The following is a 20,479-nucleotide window of genomic DNA, read 5'->3' on the forward strand; positions in this document are numbered from 1 at the left end:
CGGTGACCGCTGACGCGTCCCAGGGTGGCATACGTGGCCGACAGTCGATGTCCCGTGGATCTTCCAATGTGGTGGAAGGCGGCGGCGCCTACCCGGGGGCGTAGAGGGCGGCCAGGCCGGCGGCCGTGGCGGCCAGGCGTTCGCGCAGCGCGCCCGGGCTGAGCACCTCCACGTCGGCGCCGAGACGCAACAGGTCACCGTGGGCGTGGGTCAACGACTCGATCGGCAGCACGGCGGTCACCCAACCCTGGGCGTCGGCGGGACCGGCGGTGGCGTCCACGGCGGCCACCACCGGATCACTGCCGATCTCCCGCAGCCGCTCCCGGCCGGCGGGGGACAGGCGTACGGTGGCCTCGTCCCGGTGCAGTTGGGCGCGGAACCGCACCACGTGTTTCCGCCACCAGGCCGGCAGGTCGAAGTCGGCCGGCCGGTCGAACTCCTCGGCGAGCGGGGTCAACGCGAGGATCTGGTTGACCCGGTAGGTCGCCGGCTCGGCCCGGCCCGGTTGCGTGGCCACCACGTACCACCGGCCACCCTTGAGGACCAGGCCGTACGGCTCCAGCACCCGGGTCACCTCACCCCGCCAACCGCGGTAACGCACCCGCACGCGTTGCTGCCGCCAGACGGCCTCGGCCGTGCGGGCCAGTTCGGGGGAGGCGTCGCCGTCCGCGTACCAGCCGGGTGTGTCGAGGTGGAAGCGTTGCTGAAGTTGGATGGCGCGGTCGCGCAACGGCGTCGGCAGCGCATCGTTCAGCTTGAGTCGCAGTGCCGCCACCACGTCGCCGTAGCCCAACTCGTCGGCGGGGCCGGGCAGCCCGGCCAGGAAGAGCCGCTCGGCCTCCTCGGCGGTCAGGCCGGTCAGCCGGGTCCGCCAGCCGTCGACGAGCTGGTAACCGCCGGCGTGCCCGGCCTCGGAGTAGAGCGGGATGCCGGCGGCGTGCAGCGACTCCACGTCGCGGTAGATGGTGCGCGGGGAGACGGACAGCCGCTCGGCGAGCTGCGCGGCGGTCAGCCGGCCGTGCGACTGGAGTAGCAGCAGGACGGAGATGAGTCGACTGGCCCGCATTTCACTGACACTAGCTGTCAGCGAAGTGGTCCTACCGTCCCGGCATGGCATTTCACGACAAGGATCTACGAACGCTGGAGCCGATCGTGGTGGACGGTTGGCAGCTCAAGCGTTACCACATCGACCAGCCGGGGCAGCCGATCGAACCGGAGGTGGAGAAGGCCGCGTACGACGTACTGCCGGCGCTGCTGGCCCGCGCGGTGCGTGACGACACACCGGCCGCCGGGTGGGTGGTGCTGCACCGGGGCGCGGACACCGGCGCCTACCTGCTGGCGTACACCTGGGTGTGGGACAACGCGTTGCAGGTGCACATCGCGGTGGCCGGTCAGCCGGTGCTGGACTGCCCGGACGACGACCCGACCCACTTCGTCGAGTTGGCTCGGCGCGAGGTCGGCTGCGTCTGGGAGCTGGCGGTGCTGGAGCACGAGCGGGCCGCCTGGGTCCGGCACCTGCTGGCCCCGGAGAGCCCCGACCTGGCCGGTTACCTGGGCGACTCGCGAGCGGACGGGCCGGTGGGCCACTGATGGGCGACTTCGACTTCTACGTGGGCACCTGGAACGTGGTCAATCGGCGGCTCCGCGAACGGCTGACCGGCTGCGACGAGTGGGACGAGTTCCCCGGTGTGTCGGTGGCGCACAGCTTCTTCGGCGGGGGCGGCAACTTCGACGAGATCACCTTTCCCACCAGGGGTTTCTCCGGCGCCACGATCAGGATCTTCGACCCGGCGAGCGAGCAGTGGTCGATCTACTGGATGAACAGCGGTCGCGGCGAGTTGGAGCAGCCGCCGGTGGTCGGTCGTTTCGTCGACGGGGTCGGCCGCTTCTACGCCGACGACCAGCACGAGGGGCGTCCGGTCCGGTGCCGGTTCATCTGGTCCGGGATCACCGCGACGACGGCCCGCTGGGAGCAGGCGTTCTCGGTCGACGGCGAACGCACCTGGGAGACGAACTGGATCATGGAATCGACGCGAGCGTCCATGGACTAGCCTGCGGGTCGTGCGCAGATGGCGGCGGATGGATCCGTGGGGTGCGACGCAGGCGTTCGCCGGATTGATGGTGCTGGCCGGGTCGGCGATGGCTGTCGCAGTAGTGATCAGTGCCGGACGCGGGCTGGTGCAGGGCCGCATGGTCGCGCCGGCCGTCCTCAGTCTGGCCGTCGCGCTGCCGTTCCTCGGGTTGTGGCTGACCTTCGTCCTGCGGATGTACCTGGCCGGTGTCTACGTCAACGACGAGGGCGTACGGCTGCGGCACGTGTTCCGTACTCGGACGCTGCGGTGGTCGGAGGTGACCGGATTCGAGACGCGTCCCGCGCTGTTGTTCGGCGAGCCCACCGTGCGCGACGCCTGCTGGGTGCAGACGACGAGCGGGGCGTTCGAGTCGGCGGTGCAGCGGCGTTCCCGGGAGGTGGGCTGGCGCAAGAACGTCGGGCCGGTCCTCTCCTCGGACGACTTCGAGGGGATGCTCGCTCGGCTCGACGCCGAGCGGGCGTCCCGCCGCTTTGGCCCGCAGGTGGTCCGGCGCTAGTTAACGGCCGTTCGGTCGCGGTGCTAGGGTCCGATCACCGCCCCGGATGGAGGAAGCGATGCCCTCCGACCACGTCGACGTGCTCATCGTCGGCGCCGGCCTGTCCGGCGTCGGCGCGGCCTGCCACCTGCGCCGCGACTGCCCCGACAAGACGTACGCGGTGCTCGAGGCGCGCGACGCCGTCGGCGGCACCTGGGACCTGTTCCGCTACCCGGGCGTCCGGTCCGACTCGGACATGTTCACCCTCGGCTACTCGTTCCGGCCGTGGACCGACGCGCGGTCGATCGCGGACGGCGCGAGCATCCTCGAGTACGTGCGCGAAACGGCCCGGGAGTACGACGTGCAGCGGCACATCCGCTTCTCCCACCGGGTGACGCGCGCGGAGTGGGACAGCGCCGCCGCCCGCTGGACGGTGTACGCCGAGCGCACCGACACCGCCGAGCGCACCGACACCGCCGAGCGCACCGACACCGCCGAGACGGTGGTGCTGACCTGCTCGTTCCTGTTCGCCTGCACCGGCTACTACCGGTACGACGAGGGCTACACGCCCGCTCTGCCGGGCGTCGACGCGTACGCCGGGCGGTTGGTGCACCCGCAGCACTGGCCGGACGACCTGGACCACGCCGGCAAGCGGGTGGTGGTGATCGGCAGCGGCGCGACCGCCGTGACGTTGGTGCCGGCCCTGGCGCGGCGGGCCGCCCACGTGACGATGCTGCAACGCTCACCGTCGTACCTCATCGCCCTGGCCGCACGCGACCGGCTGGCCGACTCCCTGCGGCGTCGGCTGCCGGCGGGCGTCGCGTATCCGGTGGTGCGGTGGAAGAACGTGCTGCTGTCCACGGCCACGTTCCAGCTCAGCCGGCGCGCGCCGGGGCTGGTGAGACGGCTGCTGCGCCGGGCCGCGACGCGCCTGCTGCCGGTCGGGTACGACGTGGACCGGCACTTCTCGCCCCGGTACGACCCGTGGGACCAGCGCCTCTGCGTGGTGCCCGACGGCGATCTCTTCACCGCCGTGTCGCAGGGCCGGGCGTCGGTGGTGACCGACACCATCGACACGTTCACCGCCGACGGCCTCCGGTTGGCCTCGGGCGACGAGGTGCGCGCCGACATCGTGGTCACCGCGACCGGGCTCAACCTGCTCGCCCTCGGCGGCCTGACGCTGCGCGTCGACGGTGTCGACGTCGACCTGGCCGACACCGTCGCCTACAAGGGCATGATGCTCTCCGGCGTGCCGAACTTCGCGCTGACCATCGGCTACACCAACGCGTCGTGGACCCTCAAGGCCGACCTGGTCGCCGGCTACGTCTGCCGGCTGCTGCGCCACCTGGACCGGACCGGCCAACACGTCGTGACCCCGCTGCCGCCGCCCGGTGACGAGCGGGTGCCGCTGATCGACCTGCGCTCCTCGTACGTGCTGCGCGGTGTCGCCGCCCTGCCCCGGCAGGGCGCGCGGACGCCGTGGCGGCTGCACCAGAACTACGTCCGCGACGTGCTGCTGATGCGGCACGGCCGGCTCACCGACGAGGGTGTGCGGTTCTCCCGCCGCGCCCGCCAGGGAAGGAGCACCGATCGTGCGGAGGTTTGAGTTCGCTGGCGCGACGGCCGTGGTGACCGGCGCGGCCAGTGGCATCGGCGCGGCGCTGGCGCACGCCTTGGCCGACCGGGGCGCCGACCTGGTGCTCCTGGACCGGGACGCCGAGCGGCTGGACGCCGTCGTCGCCGCCATCGGCCTCGCCCACCCGGACCGACGCGTGCGCACGTACCGGGTGGACCTCGCCGACCCGGCGGCCACCGCGCGGGTGGCGGCCGAGATCGGCCAGCGTCATCCGCGGATCCGGCTGCTGGTGAACAACGCCGGTGTCGGCCTCGGCGGTCGGTTCGACCAGGTCACGTTCGACGAGTTCAGCTGGGTCATCGAGATCAACTTCCGGGCGGTGGCGCAGATGACGCACGCGCTGCTGCCCGCGCTCAAGGCCGAACCGGGCGCGCACCTGGTCAACATTTCCAGCCTGTTCGGGCTGATCGCGCCGGCCGGGCAGGTCGCGTACGCGGCGAGCAAGTTCGCCGTCCGGGGCCTCACCGAGGCGCTGCGGCACGAGTTGGTCGACGACGGCATCGGCGTGACGTCGGTGCACCCGGGCGGGATCCGGACCCGGATCACCGAGAACGCCCGCGTCGGCAGCGGCGTGCCGGCCCAGGAGTACGCCGCCGGTCGGGCGCAGTTCGAGAAGCTGCTCACGATCGCTCCGGAGCGGGCCGCCGAGGTGATCCTGCGGGGCGTCGAGCGACGGCGGGGCCGGGTGCTCATCGGCTGGTCGGCGAAGGTGCCCGACCTGCTGGCGCGGATCATGCCGGCGTCGTACCACCGGGTGCTGATGGTCGGCCTGAACCGGGGCGTGGCCCGGCCCGCGCCGGTCCCGCCGCCGGTCGCCGACCCCACCTGATCAGGGCGGGCTGCCGCCGCGCTTCTCCTCCTGGGCCAGCACCGCCTCCCGGTGTTCGGGCTCGTCGCGGCGGGCCAGCTCGGCGGCGAGTCGCGGGTCGGCCACCAACCGCTCCCGGTTGCGGTGCAGGAAGCTCTCGAAACCCCCGGTGTACGGGCAGGCCAACTCGCCGAGCGCCCGCTCCGGCGCGTACCGGCAGCCGGCGCAGTAGTCGCTGATCTCGTCGATGTCGGTGCCGTCCACCGCGTACGGGCGAGTGTCCACCCTGGCCAGGTCGGCGTACTGGCTCATGCCGATCACGGTCGCGTTCATCACCCAGTCGGCGCCGTCGACGAAGCAGCGCTGGAACCAGTCCGCCACCTCGGCGGGACGCCAGCCGCGCTGCAACGCGTAGTTGCCCAGCACCAGCAGCCGGGGGCTCTGGTGCGTCCAGGCCCGGTCCCGGACGGCGGCGAGCACGTCGCCCAGACAGCGCGCCTCCACCGCGTCGGCGTCCAGATCGGCGAACCACTGTGGCATCGGCTCGGTCGCGGCCAGCCAGTTCGCGCCCCGGAACTGCGGCTCGTGGTACCAGTACAACTGCCAGAGGAACTCCCGCCAACCGAGCAGCCCGCGGATGAACGGCTCCACCGCCGTACGGGGGGCGGCACCGGACCGCCACGCCTGCTCGGCGGCGCGCACGGCCGGCTCGGGGTGCAGCAGCCCCAGGTTGAACGACGACGAGAGCGTCGAGTGCGCGAACAGCGGGTCGTCGGCGCTCATCACGTCGGCGTAGCGGCCGAACCCGGGCAGCCGGTGCGCGAGGAAGTGCGCCAACCGGGCCTGCGCCTCCTCGTGCGTGGCCGGGTACCGCCGGGGGCCGTCCCGACCGACGAACCGCACCCCGTCGGCGGCCCACCCGTCGAGGTCGCGGCGGACCTGCGCGTCGATGTCGTCCTCGACGATGGGCGGTGGTGGCGGCGGGGTGGCGGGTACCGCGGGGGCCTCACCGCGCGGGCGGCGCGGCGTCGGGGCCGTGGCGGGGAGCCGGGCCGGCCCGGTCAGCACGTCGTGCCGGCGACGGGCCTGCCGGTAGTGGTCGGCCATCCGCAGCGGGCCGCGCCGGGTGCGGTCCGCCCAGGCTGCGAAGTCGGACTGGCTGGTGATGAAACCGCGCGGCGGCAGCACGGTCAGGCCGGGCACCGAACGGGCGAACGCCAGCGCGGCCCGGGAGTGCGGGTGGCACACCTCCACCGGCTCGGCGACCTGTGTCAGCGCCTCGCGGAACGTGTCGGTACGCAGCAGCAGCGCCCGGTCGCCCAGCTCGGCGGCGCGGTGGCGCAGGGCGGAGAGGATCAGGTGCGCCTTCTGCCGGTGCATCGGACGGCGGCGGAACAGCTCCCGGATCTCCACCAGGAGGACCGGTTGATCGGGGTCGTCGAGGAAATGTGGCCCGAGTTGGTCGGCCAGCAACCATCGGCGGCGTAACATCCCGCAATTCTGCCCATTTTCGGGCCGTCCCGCGCGCCGGCAGGCCGGATGATCGATGTCTGATCCAGATCGATGTCAGGCGGCGCGGCTCGTGACGGCCCCGGCGTCACGTCTGCGCAGCACCACCGTCACGGCCACGAGGGCGACCAGCAGCAGCGCGAGCACCGGCACCGGGGCCGGTCCGAGCGGCACGAGCAGCGCCACCCCGGCGACGACCGGATAGGCGACCACCACCGCGCCGTGCTGCTGACGGCGGACGTGCAGCACCCAGACGGTGAGCAGGAAGACGGCCAACGGCACGGCCACCGCGTACGCGGCGGTCGTACCGGACACGTGGGCGAGGTGCCGCTCGTGGTCCACCACCACGGGCAGGCCGGCACCGACGGCGGCGATCGCGCCGAAGATGAGGTAGTGGCCGTAGCCCCAGATCAAGGAGTACGGCAGCCGGTCCGGCGCCTCGACCGGGCGGTCGAAGTAGAGCCACCAGAGCGCGTACACGATGACCGCGCCGGCCGCCGCGAGCGCCCAGAGACCGTGGTCGCCCGCGTCCAGTCCGGTCTGGATCGCCACCGAGATCGCCAGCACCGCCTCGCCGAGCACGATCAGCGTGAACAGCCCGTACCGTTCGCCGATGTGCCCGGGGTGCCAGGGCGTCATGCCCGGCCGCTCGGCCACCGCCGGAACGAGCAGGTCGGCGAACGCCAGCAGCAGGAACGTGACCATGGCCCAGCCGTCGGGCAGCGCCAACCGCAGCAGCCAGCCGAGCTGCACGACGGTCACGCCGATCGCGTACCTGCGCGCCGCGGCCCGGTGCGCCGGATCGCCGGCGGCGGCCCGGCTCCACTGCACGACGGCGGCCAGCCGCATGACCACGTACCCGTAGGTGATGACGGTGAAGTCGCCCTCGGTGAACGCGCGCGGCACCCCGGCCGCCAGGATCAACGCCCCGGTGATCTGCACCAGCGTGGTGATCCGGTAGACGTCGTCGTCGGTGTCGTACGCCGAGGCGAACCAGGTGAAGTTCATCCACGACCACCAGATCGCGAAGAACACCATCAGGTAGCTGCGCAGCGCGTGGTCGAGGTGCCCCTCGGCGACGTCGTGGTGCAGGGCGGACGCCGCCTGCGCCACGGCCACCACGAAACACAGGTCGAAGAAGAGTTCCAGCGGCGTGGCCGCGCGGTGTGGCTCGTCCCGGCGTCGGGGCCGCATGGGCCGGTAGAACGGCCGGACCGAACGACTGTTGGTCACCGCAGCTCCTCAGGCCGGCCGTCGGGGTCGGGCACACGATAACGGGTGCCGGCGGCGCGGTTCGGCCAGGTCAGCCGCGCCGACGGCGGTGGGTCAGCCCCTCCAGCACGAGCGTCAGGCCGGCGCCGACCAGCCAGACGTCCTTGGCCAGCCCGGCGCCCTGCTGCGTCGGTCGGATGCTGCCGGGCCGCCGCATACCCGGCGTCTTCAGGTAGAGCTGCACGAGACCCGCGCCGAACGCGGTCAGGCCGAGCCCCACCAGGGGCGTCGGCACGAACGGCGCGAGCAGCGCCGCTCCGAGGGCGATCTCCGAGTACGACAGCAGCTTGGCGAACCGGGGTGGGTCCAGTTGGCCGAGCTGCGGCATCGCCGCCACCGCCATCCCGTGCATGGCCTGCGCGGCCTCGCCCTCCAGATTGCGCTTGCCGAGACCCGAGTCGAGGAAGTACGCGCCGATGCTGGCCCGCAGCGGCAGGTGCGCGATTTTCATGATCACTCCCGGTGGCCGTGGTCCGAATCGTGGCCCGCGTACCCCGCGTGACCCGCGATAACCCGCCCCCCGGCCGACTGGGCCGGCCGTGGTGATCGCGGTAGGTTCGCCCGGGGCCCACCGCCGAGCCCGCTTCACCGCCCGGCCCCGGGTCCCGCCACCGACCACCACCAGGAGGCGCAGTGAGCCAGGAAGTCCGGGGAGTCATCTCCCGCAGCAAGGGCGCACCGGTCGAGGTCACCACCATCGTGGTGCCCGACCCCGGCCCCGGTGAGGCGATCGTCCGGGTCCAGTCCTGCGGCGTCTGCCACACCGACCTGCACTATCGCGAGGGCGGCATCAACGACGAGTACCCGTTCCTGCTCGGCCACGAGGCGGCCGGCATCGTCGAACAGGTGGGGGAGGGCGTCACCGACGTGGCCCCGGGCGACTTCGTGGTGCTCAACTGGCGGGCGGTCTGCGGCGAATGCCGCGCCTGCCGTCGCGGCCGGCCCTGGTACTGCTTCAACACCCACAACGCGAAGCAGCGGATGACCCTCACCGACGGCACGGAACTCGCCCCGGCGCTGGGCATCGGCGCGTTCGCCGAGAAGACGCTGGTGCACGCCGGGCAGTGCACGAAGGTGGACCCGGCGGCGCGGCCGGCCGCGGTGGGCCTGCTCGGCTGCGGCGTGATGGCCGGTCTCGGCGCGGCCATGAACACCGGCAACGTGACCCGCGGCGACTCGGTCGCGGTGATCGGTTGCGGTGGCGTCGGGGACGCGGCGATCGCCGGCGCGGCCCTCGCCGGCGCGACGACGATCGTGGCCGTGGACACCGACAGCCGCAAGCTCGACTGGGCGCGGAAGTTCGGTGCCACGCACACCGTGAACGCCTCCGACACCGACCCGGTCGAGGCGATCCGCGCCGCCACCGGCGGTTTCGGCGCCGACGTGGTCATCGACGCGGTGGGCCGACCGGAGACCTGGAAGCAGGCGTTCTACGCCCGGGACCTGGCCGGCACCGTCGTGCTGGTCGGCGTACCGACCCCGCAGATGCGGATCGAGCTGCCACTGCTGGACGTCTTCGGGCGCGGCGGCGCGCTCAAGTCCAGCTGGTACGGCGACTGCCTGCCCAGCCGGGACTTCCCGATGCTCACCGAGCTGTACCGGCAGGGCCGCCTCGGCCTGGACGCCTTCGTCACCGAGGAGATCGCCCTCGACCAGGTCGAGAACGCGTTCGAGCGGATGCACCACGGCGACGTGCTGCGTTCGGTGGTGGTGTTCTGATGACCCTCCGGGTCGACCACGCGGTCACCGCCGGCACGTTCTCACTCGACGGGCAGACCTTCGAGGTGGACAACAACGTGTGGGTGATCGGCGACGACGACGAGTGCGTCATTCTCGACGCGCCGCACGATGTGGCCGCGATCCTCGCGCTGGTGGGCGAGCGTCGGGTGCGGGCCATCCTCGCCACCCACGCGCACGACGACCACGTATGGGTCGCTCCCGAACTGGCCGAGGCCACCGGCGCCCCGATCCTGCTGCACGCCGACGACCGGGTGCTCTGGGACCTGGTTCACCCCCACCTGCCGCCGCACGGCGAATTGCACGACGGGCAGATCGTCAAGGTGGCCGGCACCGCCCTGGAGGTGCTGCACACCCCGGGGCACAGTCCCGGCGCGTGCAGCTTCCACGCCCCGGGCCTGGGCGCGGTGTTCACCGGCGACACCCTGTTCCAGGGCGGACCGGGCGCGACCGGGCGGTCGTACAGCGACTTCGACACCATCGTCGAGTCGATCCGTACCCGACTGTTGACCCTGCCACCGGACACGGTCGTGCACACCGGCCACGGCGACGACACCACCATCGGCGCGGAGGCCCCGCACCTGCCGGAGTGGCTGGCCCGGGGTCACTGACCCGAGCGGCCGGCGGACGCGTCGGCGTTCGCCGGCCGCGCCCAGCACCGGAACCAGGCCCTGGGGTTACGATCCGGCGCATGGCCGCCGAGCACACCGCCCCCGTCGTCCGTCAGCTGCGTCTCGTCGTGGAGGCGGCCGATCACGAGGCCGCCGTGGCGTTCTTCCGGGACGCTCTCGGCCTGCCAGTGGAGGCCGAGTTCACCAGCGACGGGGACGCGCGGGTGGTGATCCTGGACGCCGGCCGGGCCACGCTGGAGATCGCCAACCCGGCGCAGAAGCGCCTGATCGACGAGGTCGAGGTGGGCCGTCAGGTGGCCCCGCGCATGCGGGTGGCCTTCGAGGTGGACGACGCCGCCGCGACCACGGCCCGACTCGTCGCCGCCGGCGCGAGCGAGGTCGCGCCGCCGACGCTGACGCCGTGGCAGTCCCTCAACGCGCGCCTCGACGCCCCCGCCGACCTGCACATCACCGTCTTCCAGGAGCTGGACACGGAGCCGGACACGCCGTGACCGCGACGTCGGAGCGCGATGAGCCGCGCTCCGGGTCTCTGACGCCGGCGCAGGCGACTGCCCTCGCGTACGTGCGGTCGGCGGCGATGACCGAGCGGACGGCGGCGCTCACCACGATCGCCCGCCACCTCGCCGCCGCCGCTGTCGACGATCCGGCGCAGCGGTTGCTCGCCACCGTCGAGCGCGGCCGGATCACCGTCAACTTCCACCCGGATCGACTGTGCGCCGACGGGCGTACCGTCGCGACCGCCCTGGCCGAGGACGGGGTGTACCGCAGTCAGTTCGTCACAGGGATCTCCGCCGGCGGGCTCACCGCGTACCCCGGTGGCGACCGCGACCGCTGGGAGCGGCGGATGTTCGGCGGCGCGTACCAACAGACCGGGGTGACCCCGGCGGACCGCCCGATCTACGGCGGGTTGAACCTGCTCGACCACGCGGACGGCGCCTGCCCCCGCTTCGGCTCCTGCCACCTGCGGCTGCGCCCGGCGGTGCTGGCGCGGGCGACCTTCTGCCTCGGCGACAGCTACCTCGGCCCCCGGGTGGCGGGGACGGTGGACGCCTTCGAGGCGCTACTCGCCGGGCTCCTGGCCGAGGTGGCCCGCACTGGCGTGTGCCTCGGCCGCGCCGAAACGGACGTCGCCTCCCTGACGCGGACGCTGCTCGACGGCCCGCCCACGCCGGGAACGGTCGGTCGGGCGCTCGACGACTACGTGGAGGCCCAGGTCCACGGCACCCTCGACCTCGCGTCCGACGTCGAGGAACTGGTGGCGGACCCGTCCTTCGTCGGCACCGCCACCGGCGAGCAGTTGGAATGTCTCGCGCGTCGGTACGGTTTCCCGCTGCGCTGGCACCCCGGCTTCGTGCTGCCCGTCGGGGAGGTCGACGCCGAGTTCCGGGGTCCCGCCATCCCGGTGCTCGCGGCACGTCTGCACCGGGAGTTCGGCCAACCGGACGCGCCGGTCGACGCGGCACTGATCGGCCGGGGCGCCGTGTCGCTGGTGACCGAGCCCCAGCGGTGGGCCGACCGGGGTCCGGTGGCCGACACCCTTGCGCACCTCAAGCAGCTCTGGCACGTGCTCGTCCGGTTCGGCGTCGCCCATCCGGGCTGACCCGTCTGCGTCGATGGTCCGGTTCCGCCCACCGGTCACCCGGGTCCGGCCGGCCATCCGAATTCCCCGGAGTGACCGGGTCCCCAGCTCGGGGTGACTCCGGCATTTCCGGAATGACCGACTCGTCAACCCGGTTGTGTCCCCCGTACCGCCGGAGCCCAAACCCCTTTCCGCGGTCACTCCCGAGGGGCGTTCACCCCGGAGCGCTCCGCACGATCGAAAGGAACCATCGTGAAGCCCGACTTCACTCGATGGCTCCCCGCCATCGCCAAGGACTCGTACCGCAAGACCGCGCTCGGCGTGGTGGGTGTGGCCGCCCTCGGTGGTCTGGCGCTCGCGCCGACCGCGACCGCCGCCCCGGTCACCTCCGGGCCGCACCAGGGCGCCGTCGCCGCCATCGACCTCGCCACCGGCAAGGCCGCCACCGCCGTGCAGCACCAGGAGCAGCCCGTCGAATCCGGCCTGACCACCGGCTCCGCCACCGGCAAGCCGCCGGCCGGCAAGCCGAGCCGCGACGAGCTGATCCCGCACGGCATCGAGGGCGCGCAGTCGCGCATCCCGCTCGACAAGGCGCAGCTCGACAACGCCCGCTCGATCGTCGACGCGGCCAAGAAGACCGGCGTCGGCGACCGTGGCGCGGTGATCGGTGTCGCCACCTCGTTGCAGGAGTCGAAGCTCTACAACCTCGGCCACCTCGGCGCGTACAACGACCACGACTCGCAGGGCCTGTTCCAGCAGCGTCCGTCGTCCGGTTGGGGTTCGCCCGAGCAGATCACCGACCCGGAGTACGCCGCCACGGCGTTCTTCGACGCGCTCAAGAACGTGGGCGGTTGGCAGGACCTGCCGCTGACCACCGCCGCGCAGACCGTGCAGGTCTCCGCCTTCCCGTACGCGTACGCGCAGTGGGAGGAGCAGGCGGCGGACATCGTCCAGCAGCTCTGGTGACCGCATCCTGAACACACCGGCCGGCCCCCGTCACGGGGGCCGGCCGGTCTCGTCTTTCGTCAGCAGGGGGCGTAGAGGCGGCGGGTGCCATCCCCGGCGGCGTACGCCTCCCGGTCGCTGAACCGGCAGCCGTAGTCGGGTCGGGCCACCACCGCCGGATCGGTCACGGTGTCGCCGGCCGGGCGCTTGCCGGTGCGTACCCAGGACACCAGGTCGTCCCAGGCGGCGCCGGCCTCGGCCGGGCTGAACTCGCAGTGCTGCGCGGCCCGGATGGCCCGCTGCACCACCAGCCGGCTACGACCGTGCCGTGCCACGTCGGTGGCGTACGCCTGCTCCATGCTGAACGGTACGAACAGATCGCCGAGGTCGTGCAGGCTGACCACCGGCGCGCTGGGACGGCCGGCGATGCGCGGCACCTCCGTGAGCGTCGGCAGGAGCCGCTGCCGGACGTTCTCCGGCGCGACCCGCCGCACGGTCGAGTTCAGGTCGACCGGACTGTTCGGGCGGTAGCGGGTGAGCAGGTTCGTGGCGAGCTGTCCGGGCCGCTGGGCGGGGGAGTCGCCGCCGTCGGTCACCATGATCGAGAAGAGGAAGTCCTTCCACACCGCGAACGCCGCGTCAGCGCCGGGACGCGGCCCGCCCGAACGGTCCACCGTCACGGCCCGCAACTGCTTGCCCCGCTCGGTGGTCGTGTCCGGGCCGGTCGGCGAGAGCCCGGCCAGCCCCAGCGTCGCCTGGATGCGCGGCACGGCGTTGCTCAGGTAGTCGGCCGGCGTGGGATAGGCCGACACCTCGGCGAGCGCCTGCGCGACCAGGTTGTAGTCCAGGTAGAAGTCGAGCAGCGCCTGGTCGCCGAGCACTCCGCACATGGGCAGGGCGCCGTCGTAGTAGCCGGGATACTGCTCCAGCGAGCGACCGATGACGTACCCGCCCATCGACACCCCGGCGAGGTACGTGCGGTGCGGTCGGCGCACCGTCCGTCCGAAGTGGTCCGCGAGATCCTTGGTGCCCAGCACCCCGGAGCGGATGTCGAAGCCGTTGCGGTCGTACGACGACGACGCCCACGCGTACCCCTGGGACAGCATCCGTTGGCGCAGTTCGAGGCCCGGCGGCTCCGGCGAGAGCACCGTGCCCTGACCCCGGTAGCCGTGCGCCCACAGCACCAGGTCGCCGTTCCACCGGGCGGGAACCTCGATGATGTACGCGGCGTGCCGGTGCACACCCTGACGTACCGTCGTCGGCTTACCCGCCACCGTCAGCGGCGTCAGCGGCGGGTTCTGAAAGGTGTAGCCGGGCAGCGGCTGGTCGCCGTCGGAGCCGCGATCCGCTGCGGCGCCTGCCGCTGCGGCGGCGGTGGGTGCGGGGCCGATCAGCCCGACGGCCAGGGTCAGCGTCGCGGTGGCGGCGATCAGGCGGCGCAGGGTACGAACGGGTACGGACAGCATCGATGCTCCCCATCGGACGGATGTCGCCTGCGGGGCGACCAGGCGGGACGGTTGCCTACCGGCCGGTAGCGCCCTGAACCTAGGACCGCCGTCGACCGGAGTCAATGGATACGCTGACCGAACGGTCAGGCCGCGGCCGTCGGGCTGGTGCGGTCCGGCTCTCGGCGCGGGTGCCGGTGTTCGGTTGGTCCGGTCCGCTGCGGTTGACTGTCGTCGTGGACGACTCGATCTGGGCGGCGGCCCGGGCTGCGCGGAGCTGGCTGGACACCGCGAACGGCACCGGGGAAACGGAACTGACCTGCCGCATCCTCAAGCTGACCGAGGAGGCGGGCGAGGCGTCCGCCGCCTGGATCGGTCTGCTCGGGCAGAATCCGCGCAAGGGTGTCACCCACACGCGCGAGGACGTGGCAGCCGAACTGGCCGACGTGGTGTTCACCGCCCTGGTGGCGATCGAGAGCCTGGGACTCGACGCGCAGACCGTTCTGGAGTCTTGTGCGAACAAGGTCCGATCCCGCCTGGGGGAGTGAGGTCCGCCGCCCTGCCCCCTGACCCGGCGGTCGTGCGGTGCCGTGATCGACACGACTTCGCCCATGTGGGGGCATCAACCGGTCCCGGACACCCCGACTTCGGCGATCCGGAGTCGACCATCCGGTCCGACCGCCGCACGCGGGCGGTATGTCCGATTGGCGAGGGCTGCTGTGGTGGCCGGGTGCCCCGTGGCCGGGTGTCCCGGGGCCGGGGAGTCGTTGGCACGCCCGGCCGTCGTGACCCCCGGACGATCGCAGGACCACAGGTCACCGCCCGCCGCCCGTCGCCCGTCGGGTCGGGCCCCATCACCTCGCGTCCTTTGCTCTGCTTCAACCCAGGAGACACCCGGTGTCCGATTATCGGACGGGCAGGTGTTTCCTGGGCTGAAGCAGAGCAAAGGCGGGTCACCGCCCCCCGGCCCCCGGGAATGACCCCGAGCCGCAGGTCGTTACACAGGGGTCCCGGCGCGGCGAGCCCCGCTCCCCGTGGGTCGTCAGCCCTCGGGAATGGCCCCCACCCTCGGGTCGTTACACAGGGGTCCCGGCGCGGCGAGCCCCGCTCACCGCGGGTCGTCAGCCCCCGGGAATGGCCCCCACCCTCGGGTCGTTACACAGGGTCCCGGCGCGACGAGCCCCGCTCACCGCGGATCGTCAGCCCCCGGGAATGGCCCCGAACCGCAGGTCATTACACAGGGTCCCGGCGCGACGAGCCCCGCTCAACGCGGATGGTCAGCCGCCGGGAATGGCCCCGACCCCCGGGTCGTTACACACGGACCGGCCGCCACGAGCCCCCCGCTCGCAGGCCGCCCCCCTCTCAAGACTTTTGAGCGCCCGGACGAGGTGCTGACACCCCCGTCACCTGATCCCCCGAACGGTGGTGTGTGGGTGTTTCCTACCCCCGAAGGAGCAACCCCTGATGAACGCGATCTTCCGCAAGAGCATGCTGTCCATCGCTGGTCTCGCGTTCGCCGGTGGCGTCTTCGCCGGCCCCATCGCCGCCCACGCCGCCCCGGCCGTGGACGCCAAGCCCGCCACCGTCGCGGTGCAGACCACCGCGCCCAAGCCGCAGGGCGACCAGTCCCACATCGACCTGAACGGTGAGCAGACCGCCAACGCCAAGGCCATCATCGCCGCCACGAAGAAGGCCGGCCTGCCCGAGCGGGCCGCGGTCATCTCGATCGCCACGAGCCTGCAGGAGTCGAAGCTGGAGAACCTGGGCCACCTCGGCGACGCCAACGACCACGACTCGTTGGGTCTGTTCCAGCAGCGCCCGACCTCCGGTTGGGGCACGCCCGAGCAGATCACCAACCCCGAGTACTCGACGACGGCGTTCCTCAAGGGCCTGCGCCAGGTTGACGGCTGGCAGGACATGCCGCTGACCGACGCCGCGCAGACCGTGCAGGTCTCGGCCTACCCGGACGCGTACGCCCAGTGGGAGCAGCAGGCCACCGACCTGGTCGCCCACAACTGGAACAGCTAAGAGATCACCGATGGCCGGCACCCGACAACGGGTGCCGGCCATCGCCGTACTCGCAGATCTTGGACAGTTTCCGTCAGCTCGGAACGGAAACTGTCCAAGATCTCGTGGGGCGACGTAGCGCAGTGGCCTTGTCGCCGCCCGCTGATCCGATCGACGGTCGTGTCCGTACCCTCCGGCGGGGACCGGCGGAGGGACAGGGCATGGCCGTGGTGGGTGACGGCAACGAACCTCAAGGCGAGCATCGAAGCGAGCATCAAGCGACACGCCGCGCAGGTCGGCGACCTGCGGAGACGACGGCCGCGGCCCGGACGGCTGCGGCGCACCTGCCCGCCGACGGCCCTGCGACGAACCAACCAGTGCCCGAGCCGGCCAGCCGGGACCGGGCGACAACGGGGAAACCGCCGCCCGAGACAGAGCCGGCGCCACCGGAAGTGGACGTCGCGTCGGGACGCTGGTCCGTCGGTGCCCGCCTGCTGCTGACCGCCGCTGCCGTCGTGCTGGTACTCGGCGTCATGGCGGTCGCGGTGATCGTGAGTGACCCCTACCGCCTCGGTCCGACCTACAGCGACACGGGTCCACGGGACACGAGGCAGGACGCGGCGGCGGCCTCCGATCAGACGATGACCGCGCCGTTGGCGGGCCGGCAGAAGGCTACGTTCGTGCTCGTCGACGGGTTGACGTCGTTCGACCTGCGGGTGACGGACCTGGGTGACGACCTGTACCGGATCAGCAGTCCGTCCGGCACGGGTGTGGCGGCCCGGCCGGTGCTCGACGGGGAGACGGTCCGGCTCGGCGTGGTGGCCGCCGGCGCGTCCGACGGACGGGCCGTACGGGTGTTGCTCAGCGAGCGGGTCGCCTGGCGTCTGCGCCTGGAGGGCGGGGTGAGCGACCAGGCGCTGGATCTGACGCGGGCGCGTCTGCGGGGAGTGGACCTTGTCGGCGGTTCCGCTCGCACCGATCTCATCCTGCCGCCCGTGGATCGCGGCGTCATGACGGTGCGGTTGACCGGCGGGACCAGCCGGCTGTCCGTCCGGGTGCCGGGCGTGCCGCCGGTGCGGGTGCGGGCGGGCGCGGGCGCCGGCTCGGTGGTGGTCCGCGACCAGCGGTGGAACGGGGTCGCCGCCGGGGATCTGGTGAGCACGCCGGGATGGGACCGCTCGCCCAACCGGATCTTCCTGGACCTGGTCGCGGGCGTCAACGCGGTGACGGTGACCGAGGCGCGGTGACCGAGGCGCGGTGACGGAGGCGCGGTGACGGAGGCGCGGTGACCGAGGCGCGGTGACCGAGGCGCGGTGGCGGTGGCGGCCCGGCGTCGATGGCCGGGGCGACGCCGGGTGGATCGAGCGCGGATCCGAACGCCCGCGCGGTTGAGGTGGCGGTCACCCCGAATCGGAAGCGCGGCTGTCGGGGGAGCGCGCGAGCGTACAGTCGGGCGGTGGAGCGTACCGAATCGATGCTGGCGCAGACCCGACCGCCCGGCGTGGCCGACGTCGATCCCGGCAGTGTGCTGCTGCCCGGCCACGACGTGCCGCTGGGTCGGTACACGACGGTGCGGCGTCTGCTGCCGCAGCGGCCCCGACGGATGGTCGGCGCGTGGTGCTTCGTGGACCATTTCGGCCCGGACGATGTGGCGCAGCGACCCGGCATGGAGGTTCCGCCGCACCCGCACACGGGGCTGCAGACGGTGACATGGCTGCTCGACGGCGAGATCATCCACCGGGACAGCCTGGGCAACGTCCAGGCGATCCGACCCGGCCAGTTGAACGTGATGACCTCCGGGCACGGCATCGCCCACTCGGAGCGGTCGCCGGCCACGCACCCGCCGGTCATGCACGGGGTGCAGCTCTGGGTGGCGCTGCCGGACCCGGCGCGGGCCGGCGCGGCCGACTTCGCCCACCACGCCGACCTGCCGCGCTGGCGCGACGGTGAGGTCGACGCGACGCTGCTGGTGGGCGAGTTCGCCGGGCAGCGGTCGCCGGCGGTGGTGCACACCCCGCTGGTGGGCGTGCAGCTCGAACTGGGCGGGTCGACGCCCACGACGCTGCCGTTGCGGCCCGACTTCGAGTACGCCGTGCTGGCGATGTCCGGCGCGGCCGAGGCCGCCGGGGTGGGCTTCGAGCCGGGGGCGCTGCTCTACCTGGGTACGGGTCGGCGTGAGCTGACCGTGCGCGGCGGGGCGGGGGCGCGGCTGTTGCTGCTGGGCGGTACGCCGTTCGAGGAGCCGCTGGTCATGTGGTGGAACTTCGTGGGCCGTTCGCACGAGGAGATCGCCACGGCTCGGGAGGACTGGATGGCCGGGCGGCGTTTCGGTGTGGTGGCCGACGACGCGGCGTCGCCGCTGCCCGCGCCCGCCCTGCCCACCACCCGGCTCAAGGCCCGCGACCGTACCGGCGGCATGCACGGCTGACCCGACGCATTCTCCGCAACGGCCGCCGGGCGCTGACGTGGGCTGGCCCACAGTTCAGCAAAAACTGACCGTACGGAGGATGTTCTGTCGTATGGTTGTACCCGGCAGTGCTGACCGCTCGGTTCGGGCGGGCATCCACCGCCTGGTGGCCGCGACCGGTTCGGACGTGGTCCACCGCCTGGGCAGGTTTGCGTGGCGCCCCCGGTCGCGGTTCGTGGCCAAGGGGCGCCCGCCTGTCCCGGCGAACGTTCGCCAACTCCGGCACGACCGTCGAGCAGGCAGGATCCGACGGGACAGGGCGCCGGCCCGCGCCCACCCACTCAGCGTGCCAGCCCCGCCAGCAGGTTCACCGTGACGGCGATGACGAACGCGCCGAACAGGTACGACACCATCGAGTGCCGCAGCACCGTCCGACGCATCTCGTTGCTCGTCAGGTTGGTGTCGGAGACCTGGAACGTCGCCCCGACGGTGAACGCGACGTACGCGAAGTCCGAGTACCGGGGCGGTTCGCTCTGGTTGAAGTTCACCCCGCCGTCCGGGCCCGTGTAGTAGATCCGCGCGTAGCGGGCGGCGAAGACGGTGTGCACGACCAGCCAGGACAGCACCACGCTGAGGACGCCTAGTACGCCGTACAGGTCGCGGCGCACTCCGGGTGGCGCGGCGTGCGCGCTGGCCAGGACCAGCCCGACGGCCAGCAGGCTGGCGAGGCAGGCGATCAGCAGGACCACGTCCCGGGTGGGCCGGTTGGGGTCCTCGTGCACGGCGAGTTGGGCGGTGCGGGCGGCGTCCATCGGCCAGAGTTTGTGCCACACCAGCACCAGCCAGCTCAGCGCGGCGGCGTCCCAGCCGGCCAGCGGGGACAGCGCGGGCGACAGCGTCAGAGCGAAGACGCCGCCCACGAGAATGCCGACCACTGCCACGATCACCAGTTGCGTCGCCGCGGGGATGCCTCCGTCCGGCGGGCGGGACAGCGGACCGGTGCCGGTCATCCGCGACGCCGGCTCGGCACGGCGGACACCTCCACGGCGCGGTCAGATGCCGCGCAGATGCTGCGACACCCGGTTGTGCTTCTTGTCCCGGGCCTGCATGGCGCGTTGGGCCGTCGCGTGTTGCGCCGGGCCCACCTCGGGGGCGGCCTCGATGCCGGCCGAGCGGGCCACCTCGGTGCCGTTGGCGTAGTCGACCGGGGGCAGCGCGCGCAGCGCCTTGAGCACGTCCGGCGGGGCGCCTTCGCGTTCGGCCTCGCGGATCACGTCGTCCTTCTCGGCCGGGTAGTCCAGGCTCGACAGGTACTGCAGGACGTCCGCGTAGCTCGCCATGTCTGGGGCTCCCTCGGGGCATGGATTGGTCGCGTCCGGCGGCGGTTACCCGTCCGCCGCCGGGTCACGCCCGGGTCGGTAGGGGAAATCCGGCGTCGTTTCCACCGGGGCGCCGCGGGTACCCGCAGGCGCCGCAGACACCGTTCGAGGGAGTACGCGATGAACTACGACACCTTCGTCGACCAGGTTTCCCAGCGCACCCGTACGTCGTCGGAGCAGGCCGTCGAGCTGACCCGGGCGGTGCTGGAGACGTTCGCCGAGCGGCTGACCGGTGGCGAGGTGCTGGACCTGGCGGCCCAGTTGCCGCAGCCGCTGCAACTGGTGCTCAAGCCGAGCCCGAGCACCGAGCAGGCGGACCGCTTCGGTGCGGCCGAGTTCGTGGCGCGCGTGGCGTTGCGGGCGCGGGTCGAGGAGCCGGCGGCGCGGGACGCCGTCCGGGCGGTGTTCACCACGCTGCGCGAGGCGATCACGGGCGGCGAGTTCGACGACGTGGCGACGCAGTTGCCGCGCGACTATCGGGATCTCGTGGAGCAGGCGATGGCCCCCGGCGCGACGCTACGGCGCGCCTGAGGGCGGGTGGGAGAGCAGGCGCAC

The 20,479-nt window shown here is 72.6% G+C and carries 22 protein-coding genes; 15 read left to right on the top strand and 7 right to left on the bottom strand.

Going from position 1 to position 20,479, the window contains the following annotated elements; all coding sequences use genetic code 11:
- Window positions 1-88 precede the first annotated feature (88 nt).
- On the bottom strand, window positions 89-1,066 hold the full coding sequence (locus ACQP0N_RS14470; RefSeq protein WP_433120741.1) for a helix-turn-helix transcriptional regulator: 978 nt from the start codon (window positions 1,064-1,066) through the stop codon (window positions 89-91).
- A 44-nt stretch (window positions 1,067-1,110) separates the two neighbouring features.
- Here ACQP0N_RS14470 and ACQP0N_RS14475 point away from each other — a divergent pair, with 44 nt between their 5' ends.
- Genes ACQP0N_RS14475 through ACQP0N_RS14495 form a run of 5 tightly spaced genes read left to right on the top strand, consistent with a single transcriptional unit; the run spans window position 1,111 to window position 5,033 of the window.
- Window positions 1,111-1,590: a hypothetical protein gene (locus ACQP0N_RS14475; protein ID WP_433120743.1), complete on the top strand. Its 480-nt coding sequence runs from the start codon at window positions 1,111-1,113 to the stop codon at window positions 1,588-1,590.
- Window positions 1,590-2,051 carry a hypothetical protein gene (locus ACQP0N_RS14480; protein ID WP_355049932.1) on the top strand — a complete coding sequence of 154 codons (462 nt, stop codon included), beginning with the start codon at window positions 1,590-1,592 and terminating at the stop codon, window positions 2,049-2,051. Before ACQP0N_RS14475 ends, ACQP0N_RS14480 begins: the two co-directional genes overlap by 1 nt.
- A gap of 10 nt (window positions 2,052-2,061) precedes the next feature.
- Window positions 2,062-2,589 (top strand): PH domain-containing protein, encoded by a 528-nt coding sequence (locus tag ACQP0N_RS14485; protein WP_433120745.1) that lies wholly within the window; start codon window positions 2,062-2,064, stop codon window positions 2,587-2,589.
- A 58-nt stretch (window positions 2,590-2,647) separates the two neighbouring features.
- The gene (locus tag ACQP0N_RS14490) at window positions 2,648-4,174 is read left to right on the top strand and encodes a flavin-containing monooxygenase (RefSeq protein WP_433120747.1); all 1,527 of its coding nucleotides are present in this window, start codon (window positions 2,648-2,650) and stop codon (window positions 4,172-4,174) included.
- Window positions 4,161-5,033 carry an SDR family NAD(P)-dependent oxidoreductase gene (locus ACQP0N_RS14495; RefSeq protein ID WP_433120749.1) on the top strand — a complete coding sequence of 291 codons (873 nt, stop codon included), beginning with the start codon at window positions 4,161-4,163 and terminating at the stop codon, window positions 5,031-5,033. Before ACQP0N_RS14490 ends, ACQP0N_RS14495 begins: the two co-directional genes overlap by 14 nt.
- Here ACQP0N_RS14495 and ACQP0N_RS14500 read toward each other — a convergent pair whose 3' ends face one another.
- From ACQP0N_RS14500 to ACQP0N_RS14510, 3 genes are all read right to left on the bottom strand, one after another.
- Window positions 5,034-6,503, bottom strand: a complete 1,470-nt coding sequence (locus ACQP0N_RS14500) for a cryptochrome/photolyase family protein (RefSeq protein WP_433120751.1) — start codon at window positions 6,501-6,503, stop codon at window positions 5,034-5,036.
- A gap of 75 nt (window positions 6,504-6,578) precedes the next feature.
- Window positions 6,579-7,754, bottom strand: a complete 1,176-nt coding sequence (locus ACQP0N_RS14505) for a low temperature requirement protein A (protein ID WP_433120753.1) — start codon at window positions 7,752-7,754, stop codon at window positions 6,579-6,581.
- Between the two features lie 70 nt (window positions 7,755-7,824).
- Window positions 7,825-8,244: a hypothetical protein gene (locus ACQP0N_RS14510; protein WP_433120755.1), complete on the bottom strand. Its 420-nt coding sequence runs from the start codon at window positions 8,242-8,244 to the stop codon at window positions 7,825-7,827.
- Window positions 8,245-8,426: 182 nt separating this feature from the next.
- Between ACQP0N_RS14510 and ACQP0N_RS14515 the strand changes: the two genes are divergently transcribed.
- The 5 genes from ACQP0N_RS14515 to ACQP0N_RS14535 all read left to right on the top strand — a co-directional run bounded on the left by ACQP0N_RS14515 (window position 8,427) and on the right by ACQP0N_RS14535 (window position 12,707).
- Window positions 8,427-9,512, top strand: coding sequence for an S-(hydroxymethyl)mycothiol dehydrogenase (locus tag ACQP0N_RS14515; RefSeq protein ID WP_433120757.1), 1,086 nt, complete (start codon window positions 8,427-8,429; stop codon window positions 9,510-9,512).
- Window positions 9,512-10,141 (top strand): MBL fold metallo-hydrolase, encoded by a 630-nt coding sequence (locus ACQP0N_RS14520; RefSeq protein WP_433120759.1) that lies wholly within the window; start codon window positions 9,512-9,514, stop codon window positions 10,139-10,141. The genes ACQP0N_RS14515 and ACQP0N_RS14520 overlap by 1 nt, the downstream gene beginning before the upstream one ends.
- A gap of 80 nt (window positions 10,142-10,221) precedes the next feature.
- Window positions 10,222-10,653 carry a VOC family protein gene (locus ACQP0N_RS14525; protein WP_433120761.1) on the top strand — a complete coding sequence of 144 codons (432 nt, stop codon included), beginning with the start codon at window positions 10,222-10,224 and terminating at the stop codon, window positions 10,651-10,653.
- Window positions 10,650-11,762: a DUF3626 domain-containing protein gene (locus tag ACQP0N_RS14530; RefSeq protein ID WP_433120763.1), complete on the top strand. Its 1,113-nt coding sequence runs from the start codon at window positions 10,650-10,652 to the stop codon at window positions 11,760-11,762. Before ACQP0N_RS14525 ends, ACQP0N_RS14530 begins: the two co-directional genes overlap by 4 nt.
- Window positions 11,763-11,993: 231 nt before the next feature.
- Window positions 11,994-12,707: a hypothetical protein gene (locus ACQP0N_RS14535; RefSeq protein WP_433120765.1), complete on the top strand. Its 714-nt coding sequence runs from the start codon at window positions 11,994-11,996 to the stop codon at window positions 12,705-12,707.
- Window positions 12,708-12,766: 59 nt separating this feature from the next.
- Here the strand turns inward: ACQP0N_RS14535 and ACQP0N_RS14540 are convergent, their stop codons facing one another.
- Window positions 12,767-14,152, bottom strand: a complete 1,386-nt coding sequence (locus ACQP0N_RS14540) for a hypothetical protein (RefSeq protein WP_433120767.1) — start codon at window positions 14,150-14,152, stop codon at window positions 12,767-12,769.
- Window positions 14,153-14,367: 215 nt separating this feature from the next.
- On the opposite strand from ACQP0N_RS14540, the gene ACQP0N_RS14545 reads away from it, so the two are divergent.
- From ACQP0N_RS14545 to ACQP0N_RS14560, 4 genes are all read left to right on the top strand, one after another.
- Window positions 14,368-14,679, top strand: a complete 312-nt coding sequence (locus tag ACQP0N_RS14545; RefSeq protein ID WP_396799501.1) for a MazG-like family protein — start codon at window positions 14,368-14,370, stop codon at window positions 14,677-14,679.
- Window positions 14,680-15,595: 916 nt separating this feature from the next.
- Window positions 15,596-16,159 carry a hypothetical protein gene (locus tag ACQP0N_RS14550; RefSeq protein WP_433120769.1) on the top strand — a complete coding sequence of 188 codons (564 nt, stop codon included), beginning with the start codon at window positions 15,596-15,598 and terminating at the stop codon, window positions 16,157-16,159.
- 431 nt (window positions 16,160-16,590) lie between these two features.
- Window positions 16,591-17,385 (top strand): hypothetical protein, encoded by a 795-nt coding sequence (locus tag ACQP0N_RS14555; RefSeq protein ID WP_433120770.1) that lies wholly within the window; start codon window positions 16,591-16,593, stop codon window positions 17,383-17,385.
- A gap of 209 nt (window positions 17,386-17,594) precedes the next feature.
- Window positions 17,595-18,566: a pirin family protein gene (locus tag ACQP0N_RS14560; RefSeq protein ID WP_433120772.1), complete on the top strand. Its 972-nt coding sequence runs from the start codon at window positions 17,595-17,597 to the stop codon at window positions 18,564-18,566.
- A 320-nt stretch (window positions 18,567-18,886) separates the two neighbouring features.
- Here ACQP0N_RS14560 and ACQP0N_RS14565 read toward each other — a convergent pair whose 3' ends face one another.
- Together ACQP0N_RS14565 and ACQP0N_RS14570 are read right to left on the bottom strand one after the other, a co-directional pair.
- On the bottom strand, window positions 18,887-19,555 hold the full coding sequence (locus ACQP0N_RS14565) for a DUF1345 domain-containing protein (protein WP_433120774.1): 669 nt from the start codon (window positions 19,553-19,555) through the stop codon (window positions 18,887-18,889).
- 42 nt (window positions 19,556-19,597) lie between these two features.
- Window positions 19,598-19,885: a DUF2795 domain-containing protein gene (locus ACQP0N_RS14570; RefSeq protein WP_433120776.1), complete on the bottom strand. Its 288-nt coding sequence runs from the start codon at window positions 19,883-19,885 to the stop codon at window positions 19,598-19,600.
- 159 nt (window positions 19,886-20,044) lie between these two features.
- Between ACQP0N_RS14570 and ACQP0N_RS14575 the strand changes: the two genes are divergently transcribed.
- A complete protein-coding gene (locus tag ACQP0N_RS14575; protein ID WP_357121748.1) occupies window positions 20,045-20,455 on the top strand; it encodes a DUF2267 domain-containing protein in 411 nt (136 codons plus the stop codon).
- Window positions 20,456-20,479 lie beyond the last annotated feature (24 nt).

The organism is Micromonospora sp. CA-246542 (genome assembly GCF_050942905.1).
In the GTDB taxonomy this organism is placed as follows: Bacteria; Actinomycetota; Actinomycetes; order Mycobacteriales; family Micromonosporaceae; genus Micromonospora.

Bases quoted from the DNA above. Each gene is read 5' to 3' on its own strand.
- ACQP0N_RS14470 (WP_433120741.1), bottom strand. From the start codon at position 1,066: ATGCGGGCCAGTCGACTCATCTCCGTCCTGCTGCTACTCCAGTCGCAC.
- ACQP0N_RS14475 (WP_433120743.1), top strand. From the start codon at position 1,111: ATGGCATTTCACGACAAGGATCTACGAACGCTGGAGCCGATCGTGGTG.
- ACQP0N_RS14480 (WP_355049932.1), top strand. From the start codon at position 1,590: ATGGGCGACTTCGACTTCTACGTGGGCACCTGGAACGTGGTCAATCGG.
- ACQP0N_RS14490 (WP_433120747.1), top strand. From the start codon at position 2,648: ATGCCCTCCGACCACGTCGACGTGCTCATCGTCGGCGCCGGCCTGTCC.
- ACQP0N_RS14500 (WP_433120751.1), bottom strand. From the start codon at position 6,503: ATGTTACGCCGCCGATGGTTGCTGGCCGACCAACTCGGGCCACATTTC.
- ACQP0N_RS14510 (WP_433120755.1), bottom strand. From the start codon at position 8,244: ATGAAAATCGCGCACCTGCCGCTGCGGGCCAGCATCGGCGCGTACTTC.
- ACQP0N_RS14520 (WP_433120759.1), top strand. From the start codon at position 9,512: ATGACCCTCCGGGTCGACCACGCGGTCACCGCCGGCACGTTCTCACTC.
- ACQP0N_RS14525 (WP_433120761.1), top strand. From the start codon at position 10,222: ATGGCCGCCGAGCACACCGCCCCCGTCGTCCGTCAGCTGCGTCTCGTC.
- ACQP0N_RS14540 (WP_433120767.1), bottom strand. From the start codon at position 14,152: ATGCTGTCCGTACCCGTTCGTACCCTGCGCCGCCTGATCGCCGCCACC.
- ACQP0N_RS14550 (WP_433120769.1), top strand. From the start codon at position 15,596: ATGAACGCGATCTTCCGCAAGAGCATGCTGTCCATCGCTGGTCTCGCG.
- ACQP0N_RS14565 (WP_433120774.1), bottom strand. From the start codon at position 19,555: ATGACCGGCACCGGTCCGCTGTCCCGCCCGCCGGACGGAGGCATCCCC.
- ACQP0N_RS14570 (WP_433120776.1), bottom strand. From the start codon at position 19,885: ATGGCGAGCTACGCGGACGTCCTGCAGTACCTGTCGAGCCTGGACTAC.
- ACQP0N_RS14575 (WP_357121748.1), top strand. From the start codon at position 20,045: ATGAACTACGACACCTTCGTCGACCAGGTTTCCCAGCGCACCCGTACG.